We start from the raw sequence: 14,567 nt of genomic DNA, 5'->3' as shown, positions 1-14,567 counted from the left end.
TGTCCTTGAGCAGATTCTTGGGGCGATTGTGGAGTGATCTTATTAAGTGGGAATTAACCCGAGCAATATCCGAAGTTAACGATTTGGTTAACTTCGGATGGTGGGCTTTAAAGTTTCCAGTCCAGCGCGAGGGTAATGGAGCGTGGATCACCCCAGTACACGCCGTTATAGAAGCCGACACGCTCGTAATATTTTTTATCAAACAAATTGTTGACGTTAAGCGACGCTGAAACGTGGTCGTCGAACTGATAGCGGGACATCAGGTTGACCACGGTGTAGGCCTGCTGCGTAATTTTTGCCCGGGTGGTGATCATGTCGCCGTCGCTGTCGCGCTCACCGGTCGGTCGATTGCTGAAGTCGTAGATATCGCTCTGCCAGTTCACTGCGCCGCCCACGGTCAGGTTGCGCCATGCGCCCGGCATCCGGTAAGCGCTGGACACCTTCAGCAGGTTCAGCGGTTGCCCGGTGTTGTTGCGTTTGCCAGAGCCGTTCACTGAATGGGTGTAGGTGTAGCCGGCCGTGAGGTTCCAGTCGGGCATGACTTCCCCGGACGCTTCCAGTTCGAAGCCGTTCACCTTGTTGCCTTTGCCGCCTGACTTGTAGTACTCCTCGCCGGTCGCTGGGTTGCGTGGGACGGTGTAGTCGCGCTCGGCAACGTTGTCCTGGGTGCTCCAGAAATACGCTGCCGCCAGGTTCAGGCGCTCTTGCAGCACGCTGCCCTTGATGCCGACCTCATAGTTGCTGCCCACCACCGGCTCAAGGTATTTCTTGTTGGCGTCCTTGAGGCTTTGGGGTTTGAAAATATCGGTATAGCTGGCGTAGACGGTGTACTCCGGCGAGATGTCGTACAGCAGCCCGGCGTAGGGAGTCCACATGTCATTGTGGGTCTGACTGGTTTTGCCGGCGGCGGTCAGTTGGTCGTTGTCATCGTATTCAGGAGCGGCGCTTTTCAGTTCCCAACTGCCATAGCGGCTGCCCAGCACCGCATGCAGGCGGTCGGTGAGGCTCAGTCGCGTGGCCAGGTAGCCGGCCTTCTGTTGCTTGCTGCTGTGTTCGCCTTTGAGGTCGGTGACGGTGTCGCCGAACTTGGCGATCGCACCCATGTATTTCCAGTCTTCAATGCTGTAGTAACCAGCGGGGATGTTGTCGCGCATAAACGGCGAACTATCGCGTTGCGCGGCCTCGCCATAGCCCATCATCAGCGCGTGTTCGCGGCCCAGTAATTGATAGCTGCCGGCCAGGTTGAGGTCGATGGCCTCCATGCGCGAAGTGCCGCGCATGTGGCTCGCCCAGGCGGCCATGCCGCTGCGGTCGTCGTTGGGGAAGCCTGAGCCGCCGTAGTAGACCTTGCCATCTGTGTCGCTCTGGCGATGGGTGTAGGCGGCCTTGATATGCCAATCGCCGCCCAGGCGATGGTCAAGGGTGGCGAAGGTAGTCTTGTCCGTCAGCGGCCAGGAACTCCAGTGCGCCGCCATATTGGTGGAGCGCGACAGCCCGGCCTTGCCGCCCTGGCTGTTCCAATAGGGCACGGTGCCCCAGGAAGTGCCCTGGACTTGTTTGTTCTGGTAATCGAAACCTACGGCCAGCACGGTGTCGTCTGACAGATCGCCTTCAAGAATGCCGTAGCCGACCGCCCGCTGCAGACCATAGTTGTCACGGAAGGATTGGCTGTCGCGGTAAGCCAGCACCGTGCGCCCGCGCAACTTGCCGTCGAACGCCAGCGGGCCGCCCACGTCCACGTAGCTGTAGTAGTTGTCATGGCTACCTGCGCTGATGCCGGTTTTCGCCTGCCATTGGGCGGTGGGGCGTTTGCGCACCATATTGATGGTGGCCGAAGGGTCGCCGGCACCTGTGGTCAAGCCCGTAGCGCCGCGCACGACCTCGATATGGTCGTAGATGATGGTGTCGGCGTCAGACTTCATGTAACCGAAGGTGTTGAGCATCCCGTCAACCTGATAATTGGTGATGCCATAACCCCGGGCCGAATAGGACACACGGTCAGAGTCATTGTGCTGCACGTTGATACCGGTGGTCTGGCGCAGCACGTCGGTCAAGGTATTGAGATTGAAATCATCCATCTGCTGGCGCGTGATCACCGAGATCGATTGCGGGGTTTCCTTGACGGACAGGTTGAGGCGGGTGGCGGTGCTCATCGAACCGGTGGTGTAGGCCCCGGTGTGTTCGGTGGTGGCGCCGAGGCCATCGGCAGTGACCCGGGTGGCGCCGAGTTCGAGCGGGGTCTGTTCGGGGGCTGTTTCAGCCAGCAGCTCCGGACTCAATGCGGCGCTGCACAGGCCAAGCGTGAAGGTCAGGGAACGGGTAAAGGGCGCGAACATCGCGGAAGACTCCTTGTCGTCTTTGCGGCCACCCGGAAAGGGAAGGCCTTGGCTCAAAGACGAAAGGAGGGGAGGAACTTTAGGCTTAAACGAGAATGATTGTTATCTTTCTGTTACAAGCCCGGCGCTTCCTGAAGCACCACATCGGTCGGGTCAACCTTCTTCGGCTTGATCAGGCTGAAGTCGATCAAGGCTTTCTGCTGGCGCATATACGGATTGCCGATCAGCTGTGGGCGCGGTTTGAAGCTGTCGCTCACCAGGCTTTTGCTGCGGTCCAGTTCATTGAAGCTCAGCCCGGCCAGGTCGGCCCAGGTGTGAATCAGCTGTGAGCTGGTGTACGGGCGTTGCAGGTCGCTTGCGAAACTCCAGTCGTGGGTTTCGCGCCATTTTGGCGAGGCGTAGGCCATGAAGGGAATGGTGTACATCGGCGCAGTCGGTTTGCCTTCGTTACGTCCCAGCGTGGCGTGGCCCGCGGAGTCGAATACGTCTTCGCCGTGGTCCGACAGGTACAGCAGGAAACCGTTTGGATCGGTCTTGGCGTAATCCTTGATCAGGCTCGACACCACGAAGTCGTTGTACAGCACCGCATTGTCGTAGCTGTTGTAGGTGGGCAATTGATCATCGCTGATACCCGCCGGCACGCCTTGGCGATCAGTGAACGTGTCGAAGGTCGGCGGGTAGCGGTACTGGTAGCTCATGTGGGTGCCAAGCAGGTGCACCACGATGAACTTGCGTTCGGCCGGATCGGCCAGGGCCTTGGAGAAGGGCGCAAGGACGTCGCCGTCGTACTGGCGGGCGTTCTGGTTACGGTTGTTGTTCAGGTAGACCTGTTCGTCGGCCTGCTCGGAAAAGGTCGTGAGCATTGTGTTGCGCTTGGTCATGGTCTGCTGGTTGGTGATCCAGTAGGTCTTGTAGCCGGCTTGTTTCATCACGCTGACAATCGACGGCGTTTTCAGGTACAGGTCCGGGCTCTCCTCGTCGGCAAACGTCAGCACCTGTTGCAGCGCTTCGATGGTATAGGGGCGCGGGGTGATGACGTTGTCGAACACGGCCAATTGGTCGCGCAGCTTGTCCAGTTCCGGCGTGGTGTTGCGCGGGTAGCCATAAAGACTCATGCGCTGGCGGTTGGTGGACTCGCCGATGACCAGCACCAGGGTCGAGGGCTGGCCGGCCATGGTGTCCTTGAGATTGGTCAGGGGCGGGATCTGGCTGGCGCTGTCGAGCATGCCTTGCATGTTGTCGAGTTGTTCGGTGTAGCGCCGATAGGCAACGATCATCTGCCAAGGCACGGCAGGCTCGATGCGCGATTCGAAGCGGTCGATGGCGTCGTCCATCGTGTCGCTGCGGGCGATCTGTTTGACCAGCGGGTAACCGATAATGGCCACCAGGATCGCAGTTGCCGCCACCAGGGCCTGGCCGCGTGGCAGGTACACGGGGCGCACTCGGGTCCACAGGAAAATCGCCACGGCGGTATGGGCAATAAAGGCCAGCACGATCCACCAGGCGAAGTACTGGGTGGCGTACTCGCCCGCTTCAGAGATGTTCGATTCGAACATGATGAAGATGACGCTTTGGGAGAATTCCTGCTGGTAAATGAAGAAATAGCCCAGGCTGGCCATGGAGCAGGCCCACAGCACCACGCCGATCAGGGCGGCAAGCAAGCGCGTACGGCGGGGGAAAACGAGCAGGGGGGCAAGCCACAGTGCGCTCATGAAGAACGCTTGGCGAAAACCACTGAAGCCGGACGTGCCGCTGAGTTGAATCAGCAGCTGGGTGATACCGGAGAAGTACCAGAAAAACAGGAATAACCAGCCAAGACCGGCCCAATCAAAGCCTTTCGCAGACTTAGTGCTGCGTTCGAACAGTGCCATCCAGCGCTCCAACCCGGTAATTTTTCAGTCGCGCGCAGGGCTGCGCGCAACGGAGGCCACCCTTGCATGGGATGGCCCTTGGGGGCGGGAGTATCGGGAGGTGCGTGTGAAAACTTTGTGAGATTTTTGTAGCCGTTATCTTACAAAGTGATGACGGGGCTCAGCAGAGCGCAGGTTGCGCGCCGGAAGGCTGGTCCAGTTGGGCTTGAATGATATGAGCACGCAGGCGCATGACCTCGTGCTGCAACTGGTCGCGTTCGTCTTTCAACTGGCGCAGTTCATCGCGACGGAGCGTGACGTAGAGGGTCTGGGGAGGACGGGTCATCTGTGCAGTGCTCATTGCTTACCTCGCAAATAGCCGGTGTGTCGCGGTGTGCCAGAACGCTTGAGTCGAGGTTCTCGGCATCAGTCGGAAGCAATTCTGAATTCTTTTTCAGCGCAATGGAACTTTTTTATTTTTGGCGGTCGTGTGACTTTTGCTGGCGTGATGGTGAAACGATGGCAACTTTTTCTCATGAAACTACATGGATCTGCCCCTGACTAACCCTCATTAGCCTCATTGCGCTATAAACTATGTCACACATTTATTTAGTAGTTAGGAGCATCAGCACATGCAACTGGGGATTATCGGACTAGGCCGCATGGGCGGGAATATTGCACGGCGCCTGATGCTCAATGGGCATTCCACCGTTGTTTTCGACCGTAACGAAGCATTTGTCAAAGGCTTGAGCGAGGAGGGCGCCACGGGCGTCGCCGACTTGAAAGCCCTGGTTGCCGGGCTGCAAAAGCCTCGCGCCGTGTGGGTGATGTTGCCGGCAGGCGACCCCACTGAAAACACCATCAATGAACTCAGTGAGCTGCTCGAAGACGGTGACGTGATCATTGATGGCGGCAACACCAACTATAAGGATGACGTTCGTCGCGGCAAGGCACTGGCGCAAAAGGGCCTGCACTACGTTGACGTCGGCACCTCCGGCGGCGTCTGGGGCCTGGAGCGCGGCTACTGCATGATGATCGGTGGCGACACCGAAACCGTACAGCGCCTCGACCCGATCTTCGCCGCCCTGGCGCCGGGCCTGGGCAGCATCCCGCGCACCAAGGACCGTTCCGCCAGTGCCGACAAGCGCGCCGAGCAGGGTTACATCCACGCCGGCCCAGCGGGTTCCGGGCATTTCGTCAAGATGATCCACAACGGCATCGAGTACGGGATGATGCAGGCCTTCGCCGAAGGTTTTGACATCCTCAAGACCAAAAACTCGGACAACCTGCCCGAAGACCAGCGTTTCGACCTCAACGTGGCCGATATCGCCGAAGTCTGGCGCCGTGGCAGTGTGGTCTCGTCCTGGCTGCTCGACCTGACCGCCGACGCTCTGGCCACCGACCCGAAACTCGACGGCTACTCCGGTTCCGTTGCCGACAGCGGCGAAGGCCGCTGGACCATCGAAGCCGCCATGGAACAAGCCGTGCCGGTACCGGTGCTGTCCACCTCGTTGTTTGCGCGGTTCCGTTCGCGCCAGCAGAGCACTTACGGTGACAAGATGCTGTCTGCCATGCGCTTCGGCTTTGGTGGTCACGTGGAGACTTCCAAAAAATGACCGCTAACGGCAAGAAACCCAAGGCCGAACCCGCTCCACCGACCACCTTGTTTCTGTTTGGCGCCCATGGCGACCTGGTCAAGCGCCTGCTCATGCCGGCGCTGTACAACCTCAGTCGTGATGGCCTGCTGGGTGATGGCTTGCGCATCGTGGGTGTTGATCACAACGCTATCAGCGATGCCGACTTCGCCAAGAAGCTGGAGGATTTCATTCGCACCGAGGCCGCAAGCAAGGTCAAGGGCAATGCGGACAATGCGTTGGACCCGGACTTGTGGGCGCAGTTGGCCAAAGGTATCAGCTACGTCGAGGGTGATTTCCTCGACGACAGCACCTACGCCGACATCGGCAAGAAGATCGCCGACAGCGGCACCGGCAATGCGGTGTTCTACCTGGCCACCGCGCCGCGCTTCTTCAGTGAAGTGGTGCAGCGCCTGGGCAGTGCCGGATTGTTGACGGAGACTGACGACAGCTTCCGACGTGTGGTGATCGAAAAGCCGTTTGGCTCCGACCTCGCCACCGCCGAAGCACTGAACGCCAGCCTGCTCAAGGTGATGAGCGAGAAGCAGATCTACCGCATCGACCATTATCTGGGTAAGGAAACCGTACAGAACATCTTGATCAGCCGTTTTTCCAATGTGCTGTTCGAGGCGTTCTGGAACAACCATTACATTGATCATGTACAAATCACCGCCGCCGAAACCGTTGGCGTGGAAACCCGAGGCAACTTCTTCGAAAAAACCGGCACCCTGCGCGACATGGTGCCCAACCACCTGTTCCAGCTGCTGGCGATGGTGGCCATGGAGCCGCCAGCGGCCTTTGGCGCCGACGCGGTGCGCGGTGAAAAGGCCAAGGTGATCGGTGCGGTACGGCCGTGGTCCCTGGAAGATGCACGGGCCAACTCGGTGCGCGGGCAGTACACAGCGGGCGAAATCGGCGGCAAGCAGATGCCGGGCTACCGCGAAGAAGCCAACGTCGCGCCCGACAGCAGCACCGAGACGTTCGTTGCCCTCAAAGTGATGATCGACAACTGGCGCTGGGTCGGCGTGCCGTTCTATCTGCGAACCGGCAAGCGCATGAGCGTGCGTGACACAGAAATCGTGATCTGCTTCAAACCGGCGCCGTATGCGCAGTTTCGCGACACCGAGGTCGATGAACTCAAGCCCACCTACCTGAAAATCCAGATCCAGCCCAATGAAGGCATGTGGTTCGACCTGCTGGCGAAAAAGCCTGGGCCGACCTTGGATATGGCCAATATCCAATTGGGTTTTGCCTACAAGGACTTCTTCGCGATGCAGCCGTCGACCGGGTACGAAACCCTGATCTACGACTGCATGACGGGTGATCAGACCTTGTTCCAGCGGGCCGACAATATCGAGAACGGCTGGCGTGCGGTACAGCCATTCCTCGATGCGTGGAAGGAAGATGATGGGATCCAGGCTTACAAGGCCGGTGAGGATGGTCCTGCGGCGGCAGATGCGTTGCTGGCCCGCGATGGTCGTACGTGGCATAGCCTCGGATGAGTGATGCGGCGATTCATTCCATCCGTTTTATCCTCAGCGACGTGGACGGCACGTTGCTGCACCCGGATCACAGTCTTAGCCAGCGCACGTTTGATGCGGTCAGTGCGTTGCGCGAGGCCGGGGTGTTTTTCAGCCTGGCCAGCGGTCGACCACCCAAAGCCATGCTGCACCTGATCGAGACCTTCGGGATCGATGTGCCGGTGGCCGGTTTTAATGGCGGCACCTTGATCAACCCGGATGGCAGCATTCTGGTTGCCCACCACCTGCCGGCCGAGGCGGCGCTGGTGACCTTGGCGATGTTCTCGGCCGAGCCGGACGTGGAAGCGTGGGTATTTGCCGACGGTGACTGGCTGCGGCGCGGCCTGGCGGGACCGGTGGAACCGCGAGAAACCCGTGGCCTGGGGTATGGGCCGGTAGAGGTGGAGAGTTTCGAGCCTTATTTGGATCGGATCGACAAGATCGTCGCCGCGAGTAACAACACACAGTTACTGGTGGAACTGGAAGCGCGTTTACAGCCCAAGGTGCAAGGCCTGGCGCAAGTATCGCGTTCGCAACCGATTTATCTGGATGTGACGGCCATGCTGGCCAATAAAGGTGAGGCCTTGAAGACCCTGGCGGCGCACCTTGGGGTGCCGCTGGAGCAGACGGCGGCCATCGGTGATGGGGGTAATGACCCGGCGATGTTTCATGTGGCCGGACTATCGATTGCCATGGGGCAGGCGGAAGAAACCGTCAAGCGCCAGGCCAATGTGGTCACCGGCAGTAATATCGATGACGGCGCTGCAGAGGCAATCGAGCGGTTTATTCTCGCTGCGCAATAAAAGTGTCTTAACTTAAATCAGCCAACTTCCGATCAGTGTTTTGCAGTGATCGGAAGTTGGCGTAGCGACTTACTTCGGCATGGCCCACGACTGCAACTGGTAGCCATCTTTGTCGAGTTCGGCGCGGGCCTGCAACAGCAAGTCTTCCAATTGCTCCGGGTCGCTGTAGGTGTTCGACGACAATTGTTTGCTGCCGATACGGGTATTGGTACGGTCGACGACGCTCAGGCTCAGGGCGCCATTGCCATCGTGCCAGGCCACGCACTGAAATGGCTGGAAAGCACGGTCTGCGATCAAAAGAGCTTCGTTGATGCGGAGCGGGGCGTTCATGTGGGTCTCTCTCTAAATGCCCATTCAAGTGAGTACCGGCGGTTGGGCTGACCGTGCGGCGGGTTACTTGTACTGATGCACGATGACGGGGTACGGGTCACATGTTAGAGCAACAAATTTCAACCTTTCCTGATTAACGTCATGTAAGCAGCTGTTTTGAAAGCTGAATGAAGGTTTTAGCGTTACATAACTTTTTTGCCGAAACCCGCAGATGCTGGCTTTTTGCTCGCACTTATAGCGAAACGGTACAAGGCCTGTGTCAAGATTTTGCTAGTGTTAGCGCTGGACGTCACAAGCTATTGTTTATAAATAACTTTGTCGCCACTAACCAACAATTTTGACGCCAAGGAATAGTCATGGTTGTTACACCTGCGCAACGCCGCTTGCTCGTGGTCGATCCGTGTGATGACTGCCATGGGCTATTGCCCGGTTTGCGCACCGCCGGTTGGGAGGTGGACAGCTGTGCGTTGGAGGCGGTAGGCGACCGGTCTTGTGACGTGGGTTTGCTGCGCTTGCAGCCCTATCACCTGGAACGTCCGGAAGCGGTCAAGGAGCTGATTAGCCGCAGCGGCACCGAGTGGATCGCAGTGCTTAGCCAGGACGTCCTGCGCTTGCAGAATGTCGGTGATTTTGTCTGTGAATGGTTTTTTGACTTTCATACCTTGCCGTTTGACGTGTCTCGGGTCCAAGTCACCTTGGGGCGTGCATTCGGCATGGCGCGCTTGCGCGGCAAGGGCAACACCCCGGTGGATGAGGGGCATGAACTGCTCGGTGACAGCCGACCGATTCGTGAGTTGCGCAAACTCCTGTCCAAACTGGCGCCCACCGAATCCCCGGTATTGATCCGGGGCGACAGTGGCACCGGCAAGGAACTGGTGGCCAAGACCCTGCATCGCCAGTCCCAGCGCCATGCCAAGCCCTTTGTCGCGATCAACTGCGGCGCGATCCCGGAACACCTGATCCAATCCGAATTGTTCGGCCATGAAAAAGGCGCGTTCACCGGCGCCCATCAGCGCAAGGTCGGTCGCATCGAAGCGGCGAACGGCGGCACCTTGTTCCTTGATGAAATCGGCGATCTACCCATGGAACTGCAAGCCAACCTGCTGCGGTTTCTCCAGGAAAAACAGGTCGAGCGCGTCGGCGGCAGCCAACCCATCCCCGTGGACGTGCGGGTGTTGGCCGCGACCCACGTCGACCTTGAGGCCGCCGTGGCCCAGGGCCGCTTCCGTGAAGACTTGTACTACCGACTCAACGTGTTGCAAGTCATCACCGCGCCGCTGCGCGAGCGCCATGGCGACGTCGCGATGCTCGCCAACCACTTCGCGCGCTTTTACAGCCAGGAAACCGGCCGTCGCCCACGCAGTTTCAGCGAAGACGCGCTGGTCGCCATGGGCAAGCACCCGTGGCCTGGCAACGTGCGTGAATTGGCCAACCGCGTGCGCCGTGGCCTGGTACTCGCCGAAGGGCGGCAGATCGAAGCCGTTGATCTGGGATTGATCAGCGAACAGGCAATTTCGCCACCCCTGTCTACACTGGAAGACTACAAGCACCGCGCCGAACGCCAGGCGCTGTGCGATGTGCTCAACCGGCACAGCGACAACCTGAGCGTCGCGGCCCGCGTCCTGGGAATTTCCCGGCCAACGTTCTACCGGTTGCTGCACAAACACCAGATCCGCTAGGGCGGGTAAACCGAAAAGCCCCGCAACGACCCTTATCGTTGCGGGGCTTTTCCTTTTTGTTGCGCTGCTGCGCTGGCGCTGGCGCTGCTCTGGCTGAGGCCTTTGCTCTTGATTTGGCTCTTGATTTGGCTCTTGATCTTGATCTCAGGCGCCCCGTCAAACACGCTGGCCGAACGCAGGCTTGAATCCGTGGGTAACCCGGCAGGACGCCGGGTTAGCCGCACTGGGCCATGGATGGCCCATTGCGGCGGCCCACGGATTCAAGCCGGAGTGAGGGCACACCGAGCCTAGGCGAGGTGCCGAGTGTTGGGGCAAGAGCCCTTTGGTTACTTTGGGGCTTTTCCAAAGTGACCCGCTGTAAGAGCGGAACCAATAGCGGCCGTTACCGCAGCAACGGATATGTACTCCGACAAAACCGCTATGAGTACATATCCATTGCTGCGGTAACGGCGACCTGGGGTTCCGCCCTTACGGCGGGTCACTTTTGGAAAAGAGCCCCAAAAGTAACCAAAAGGGCTCTTGCCCCACCACTCGGCACCTCGCCCAGGCTCGGTGTGCCCGTAATCCGACATTGATTTGGGGGGCCGCCGCCACGCGCCATCCATGGCGCAGGGCGGCTAAACCGGCATCCCTGCCGGTTTACCCCCCAAATCAATATCGGATTCCGGCCAGCGTGGTTAACGGGGCGCTTAAGATCAAGATCAAGATCAAGATCTAAAGCAAGATCAAGAGCGGCTCAACAGATTCCTCAAATGCCCTAGAAGTAATACGGAAACTTCAGGCTAAACGTAAAGTCCGGCGCATCATCCGTCATCCCAATCGCCAGGTTCGGCACGATGGTCAAATTATCCGACGCCGCAATCGTCATCCCCACGTTGAAGTACCCTGCGTTCGCATCACTGGATACCACCGACTGCCAGTCCCCGCCATTGGGCTTGAGCCGACTCTTGCGTTGCACCAGGTCCGACACCGAGAACGACATACTCATCTTCTCGTTGAGGGCAAAGGCCACGCCGACGCCAAATTGGAAGCTGTCGCCCAGGCTGACCTTGCCGCCGACCTTCTGGTTGACGTCACTGCTGATGTCATCAAACGAATCTTCGAAGTTGTGGGTGTAGGACAGCGAGCCGAACAACACCGCCGGGTCGAAGGTCTTGACCAGCGAGATCCCCGGCGTGACCGACCAGACGCCGTTGCCCGTAGGCAGGCTTTCCGGCACGAACAGGTTGTCGTTGCCGGGTGTATTGACCAGCTTGATACCAAACGGCTCTTTACCCGTAGGCGCCTTGACCCGCACCGACACCACGGCGTCTGGCAGGTTGGGGGTTTCGTCGAGGAATTTGTACGCCACACCGAAGTTGACGTCGCCGATGGTCGGGTCGCGCGTAACCGAGGCTTCCGAGGTCGCGGTGCCGTTGTTGCCGGCGCCGGCTGACTGGTAGGTGGAGTCGCGGTACACCACGGGGACGTTCACGTCGAACTGCCAGCGGTTATCGAGGTTGTAGCGCCCGGTCAGGTCCAGGGTCCAGTTGTCGGACTTGATCCGGTCCAGGTTGATGTTGCCGAGGAAAATCGAGTCCAACGCCAGGAAGCCGTTAAGGGTCAATTGGCGAGCGTCATATCGGGCATAGGTAATGCCGGTTTCAAAGCTGAACTTGCCATTGCCAAAAAAGCCGCTGGCTTCGTTATAGAGGTTGCTCACACTTTGCGCAGGTGCCGAGTCGTCCTTGAGGGACTGGCCATAGGAGCTGCCGCCGCCGCCCGCGCCGCCGGACGCTGCTGCGGCGCCCGTACCTGCGACGGTGGCGCCGCTGGCTTTCTGAAAGTCTGCCGGGGATTTGGCCAGGCGTTTGGGCGCCGGTGCCGCCGGCTGATCTTCGACCTGGCGTACCCGTTGTTCCAGGACCGCCAAGGCTTTTTGCTGAACGTCATACCGCTGCTTGAGTTCCAGAAGCTCCTGTTTGAGCGTTTCGATATCGGCATCTGGCGCGGCATACAGAACGGATGCAGGCAAGAGCGTACTTAAACAGACTACCGCGCGGAGCGATAACGATCGATGCATGAAGTAAGCCGTCCTTTTCCAATGCGTAAGTGACGAGGGTCAGCGTAGTTCAATAACCGAGGGTACGTAGGCCTTTGAGTTGGTCCAGATTGCAGTTCAGCGCGCCGTTGTTCAAACCGTTGTTGTTCATCACCACATTGAGCTGGGTCATGTTGTTGACGAAGTTGGTGTTGCCGGTCAAAACCGTGCCTTGCAGCACCGTGCCGCTGCCGATCTGCTGCACACTGTTGCCCTGGTTATGGTTGGCCTGGATCGCCATCTGCAGGCCGCCGTTGTTGGCCGACACACTGACCCGGCCTGCTGCGCTGTCCCCGGTCACCGTGCCACCGGCAACCAACACTTGCCCCGATTGCACGATGTTGGAAGGTGCAAAGCCATTCTCGACGGTGATGCCCACGTTGTTGTAGGCGGTGTTGCCATCGCCCGCGGTGCGCACGCTCTGGGTGACGCCTTGGCCACTGCCCAGGCCGGCGCCGCCTGTGACCGTGCCAGTACCGGTGTTCGGGTTGGTACCGTTGCCGGTCGAGCCGGTGGTCTGTACGTAGAATTGTGGGGTGATGGTCGACGAGTCGACCTGCATGTTGGCCTTGCCGGTGATGGTGTCACCCACGGCGTTGGTCCAGGTGCTGCTCATGACAATGCCGAAGCTGATGATTCGCCCCGGCATCACGTAACGGCCGCGCAGGTCGGCCATTTCCGAATCCTTGAGTTCGATGGGTTTGAACCCCGATGAAGCATAAGCGGGCATTGAGGCTGCCAGACACATGACCGTCAGCCAACGGGAAGTGTTCATCTTCTGCTCCTGGAGCATCCTGCCCCTTATTGCGCTTCTTAGAAGAAGTCGCTCTGGATAAAACCGAAATCCATCAGCTCGGCATCGCCTACGGGCCTGAACTCATTCAACTGGTTCTTGGCGGTCAGCGGGGTAGGCGGGTCGAGCAAGACATTGGCCTTGTCGTAACCCTCGCCCAGCACGGCAAACACGATGCCATTCCAGCCCTTGACGAAATCGTCGTGCGAGTAGCGTTTATGGCCCAGTACCGGGTCGCCTATGTAGACCCAGTTCTTGTCGGCGCGCTGCATCACCACGAAGTGCTTGTAGCCGCGAATTTCCAGCAGTACCACCACAGGGATTTTGACGGTGACCAAGGTGTCGGCCCCAATCTTGTAGCCCCGGGCACGCATGCCGATGCTTTCGAGGTAGCGCTTCATGTCCAGCATGGAAAAGCCCTGGGTACGCACCAGGTCCTGGTCAGCAGTGACCAGCATGCCTTTGATGATGTGATCTTCGTCGACGTCCAGCCAATAGGCCTGGCGCAGGATGGTGGCGAGTGCCGCAGCACCGCAGCTGAAATCGGTTTTCTGTTCCACCAGGTTGGCGAAGCGGCGTTCGCGGATACTCTCGACCTTCTTGAAGATCACTGCACCGCCAGGCATGGCTGAGATAGCCATGGTGCCTGCCCACGCAGGGCCGGTGAGTAACATCAGGAGGGTGAGGGTCGCGAGGCGCATGATCGACTGACCTGTTGGACACTGGAATAAAAAAAGGGGCCTTGTTGCCAAGGCCCCGTTGGATCAGAAGCGCACGCCGCTGGCGCAGACAGTGCAACCTTGACCGATCGACAGGCTGTTGCTGCCTTGGTTGCCGGCACCGGATTGCAGGTTCACACCCACGTTGCCGGAGTTGCGGTTAACCGAGTTGTCGAGGCTGGAGTTGTTGGACACGTATTGGGCCTTGCCGCCATGGCCATAGCCGTGGCTGGTTGCAGCGGTGTTGAGGTAGCTGTTGCCGAGCGAGTTTTGCTCGGTGTTGGCGGCTGCAGCGATGTTTTTGCCGTCAGCAGTGGTGATTGCCAGGTTGTTTTTACCCTGGTTGCCTTGACCGGCCTGACCGTTGTAACCCACGTTGCCGGAGTTACCGTTAACCGAGTTGTCCAGAGAGGCGTTGTTTTGGGTGCCTTTGTTGCTGTAGGTGTTCAGCAAGCTGTTTTGATTCACATCGACGACCGCGAATACGGTTGCAAAGTCGCCTTTGGCACTGGAGATCGCGCCGGAGTTGTCTGCCTGGTTACCACTGCCCGACTGGACGTTAACACCGGTATTACCGCTGTTGCTGTTTACCGAGCCATCGGCAGAAGCGTTGTTTTCGGTGTTGGTGTCGTCAAACCGGTTGCCCGCGCTGTTTTGCACGTCGGTCACGACAGAGGCAACCACGCCGGTTGGTTGAGGCGCAGGGTGCCAGCCACCACCTGCTTGAGCAGCAGCAGCCATGAGTGCGGCGAGAGCGAAAACCATTGGTTTCAGAGCCATTTGAGGTTTCATGGTGTTTCTCCTTGCTTCTAATTAGTTGGTT

General features: G+C 58.9%; 12 protein-coding genes. 4 read left to right on the top strand and 8 right to left on the bottom strand.

The features are described from left to right. Positions 1–107 precede the first annotated feature (107 nt). The 3 genes from NDJ82_RS11555 to NDJ82_RS11545 form a co-directional block, all read right to left on the bottom strand. Positions 108–2,336: a TonB-dependent siderophore receptor gene (locus tag NDJ82_RS11555; protein WP_250925492.1), complete on the bottom strand. Its 2,229-nt coding sequence runs from the start codon at positions 2,334–2,336 to the stop codon at positions 108–110. A 113-nt stretch (positions 2,337–2,449) separates the two neighbouring features. Further along, a complete protein-coding gene (locus NDJ82_RS11550) occupies positions 2,450–4,207 on the bottom strand; it encodes a phosphoethanolamine transferase CptA (RefSeq protein WP_250925491.1) in 1,758 nt (585 codons plus the stop codon). Positions 4,208–4,367: 160 nt separating this feature from the next. Continuing rightward, entirely contained in the window at positions 4,368–4,547 is a 180-nt protein-coding gene (locus NDJ82_RS11545) for a DUF6026 family protein (RefSeq protein WP_256592840.1), read from the bottom strand. 271 nt (positions 4,548–4,818) lie between these two features. Between NDJ82_RS11545 and gnd the strand changes: the two genes are divergently transcribed. From gnd to NDJ82_RS11530, 3 genes are read left to right on the top strand one after another with little or no spacing between them, the layout of a single operon-like run. Then, positions 4,819–5,802: a phosphogluconate dehydrogenase (NAD(+)-dependent, decarboxylating) gene (gene gnd, locus NDJ82_RS11540; RefSeq protein WP_191959445.1), complete on the top strand. Its 984-nt coding sequence runs from the start codon at positions 4,819–4,821 to the stop codon at positions 5,800–5,802. Further along, positions 5,799–7,322, top strand: coding sequence for a glucose-6-phosphate dehydrogenase (gene zwf / locus NDJ82_RS11535; RefSeq protein WP_099585237.1), 1,524 nt, complete (start codon positions 5,799–5,801; stop codon positions 7,320–7,322). Before gnd ends, zwf begins: the two co-directional genes overlap by 4 nt. Next, the gene (locus NDJ82_RS11530) at positions 7,319–8,143 is read left to right on the top strand and encodes an HAD family hydrolase (protein WP_250925490.1); all 825 of its coding nucleotides are present in this window, start codon (positions 7,319–7,321) and stop codon (positions 8,141–8,143) included. Before zwf ends, NDJ82_RS11530 begins: the two co-directional genes overlap by 4 nt. A 69-nt stretch (positions 8,144–8,212) precedes the next feature. On the opposite strand, the gene NDJ82_RS11525 is transcribed toward NDJ82_RS11530, so the two are convergent. Further along, the gene (locus NDJ82_RS11525; RefSeq protein ID WP_250925489.1) at positions 8,213–8,473 is read right to left on the bottom strand and encodes a hypothetical protein; all 261 of its coding nucleotides are present in this window, start codon (positions 8,471–8,473) and stop codon (positions 8,213–8,215) included. Between the two features lie 356 nt (positions 8,474–8,829). Between NDJ82_RS11525 and NDJ82_RS11520 the strand changes: the two genes are divergently transcribed. Further along, positions 8,830–10,152, top strand: a complete 1,323-nt coding sequence (locus NDJ82_RS11520; RefSeq protein ID WP_099585234.1) for a sigma-54 dependent transcriptional regulator — start codon at positions 8,830–8,832, stop codon at positions 10,150–10,152. Positions 10,153–10,909: 757 nt separating this feature from the next. Here NDJ82_RS11520 and fapF read toward each other — a convergent pair. The 4 genes from fapF to fapC form a co-directional block, all read right to left on the bottom strand. After that, positions 10,910–12,214, bottom strand: a complete 1,305-nt coding sequence (fapF, locus tag NDJ82_RS11515; protein ID WP_158878708.1) for a fibril amyloid transporter FapF — start codon at positions 12,212–12,214, stop codon at positions 10,910–10,912. 49 nt (positions 12,215–12,263) lie between these two features. Beyond that, a complete protein-coding gene (gene fapE / locus NDJ82_RS11510) occupies positions 12,264–13,007 on the bottom strand; it encodes a fibril amyloid subunit FapE (protein WP_099585232.1) in 744 nt (247 codons plus the stop codon). Between the two features lie 38 nt (positions 13,008–13,045). Then, positions 13,046–13,726 (bottom strand): fibril amyloid maturation endopeptidase FapD, encoded by a 681-nt coding sequence (gene fapD, locus NDJ82_RS11505; RefSeq protein ID WP_099585231.1) that lies wholly within the window; start codon positions 13,724–13,726, stop codon positions 13,046–13,048. A gap of 63 nt (positions 13,727–13,789) precedes the next feature. After that, entirely contained in the window at positions 13,790–14,536 is a 747-nt protein-coding gene (gene fapC / locus NDJ82_RS11500) for an amyloid-like fimbrin subunit FapC (protein WP_099585230.1), read from the bottom strand. Positions 14,537–14,567 lie beyond the last annotated feature (31 nt).

Source organism: Pseudomonas sp. SR18, assembly GCF_023701505.1.
GTDB classification, from domain to species: domain Bacteria; phylum Pseudomonadota; class Gammaproteobacteria; order Pseudomonadales; family Pseudomonadaceae; genus Aquipseudomonas; species Aquipseudomonas cyclaminis.
Note: the sequence above shows the minus strand (reverse complement) of the source record. Positions and strands in the feature narration are given on the sequence as shown.

Excerpts from the sequence above, each read along its gene's own strand:
- NDJ82_RS11525 (WP_250925489.1), bottom strand. The coding sequence starts at position 8,473 with ATGAACGCCCCGCTCCGCATCAACGAAGCTCTTTTGATCGCAGACCGT.
- NDJ82_RS11520 (WP_099585234.1), top strand. The coding sequence starts at position 8,830 with ATGGTTGTTACACCTGCGCAACGCCGCTTGCTCGTGGTCGATCCGTGT.
- NDJ82_RS11550 (WP_250925491.1), bottom strand. The coding sequence starts at position 4,207 with ATGGCACTGTTCGAACGCAGCACTAAGTCTGCGAAAGGCTTTGATTGG.
- fapD (WP_099585231.1), bottom strand. The coding sequence starts at position 13,726 with ATGCGCCTCGCGACCCTCACCCTCCTGATGTTACTCACCGGCCCTGCG.
- NDJ82_RS11530 (WP_250925490.1), top strand. The coding sequence starts at position 7,319 with ATGAGTGATGCGGCGATTCATTCCATCCGTTTTATCCTCAGCGACGTG.
- fapF (WP_158878708.1), bottom strand. The coding sequence starts at position 12,214 with ATGCATCGATCGTTATCGCTCCGCGCGGTAGTCTGTTTAAGTACGCTC.
- fapE (WP_099585232.1), bottom strand. The coding sequence starts at position 13,007 with ATGAACACTTCCCGTTGGCTGACGGTCATGTGTCTGGCAGCCTCAATG.
- zwf (WP_099585237.1), top strand. The coding sequence starts at position 5,799 with ATGACCGCTAACGGCAAGAAACCCAAGGCCGAACCCGCTCCACCGACC.
- fapC (WP_099585230.1), bottom strand. The coding sequence starts at position 14,536 with ATGAAACCTCAAATGGCTCTGAAACCAATGGTTTTCGCTCTCGCCGCA.
- NDJ82_RS11555 (WP_250925492.1), bottom strand. The coding sequence starts at position 2,336 with ATGTTCGCGCCCTTTACCCGTTCCCTGACCTTCACGCTTGGCCTGTGC.
- gnd (WP_191959445.1), top strand. The coding sequence starts at position 4,819 with ATGCAACTGGGGATTATCGGACTAGGCCGCATGGGCGGGAATATTGCA.
- NDJ82_RS11545 (WP_256592840.1), bottom strand. The coding sequence starts at position 4,547 with ATGAGCACTGCACAGATGACCCGTCCTCCCCAGACCCTCTACGTCACG.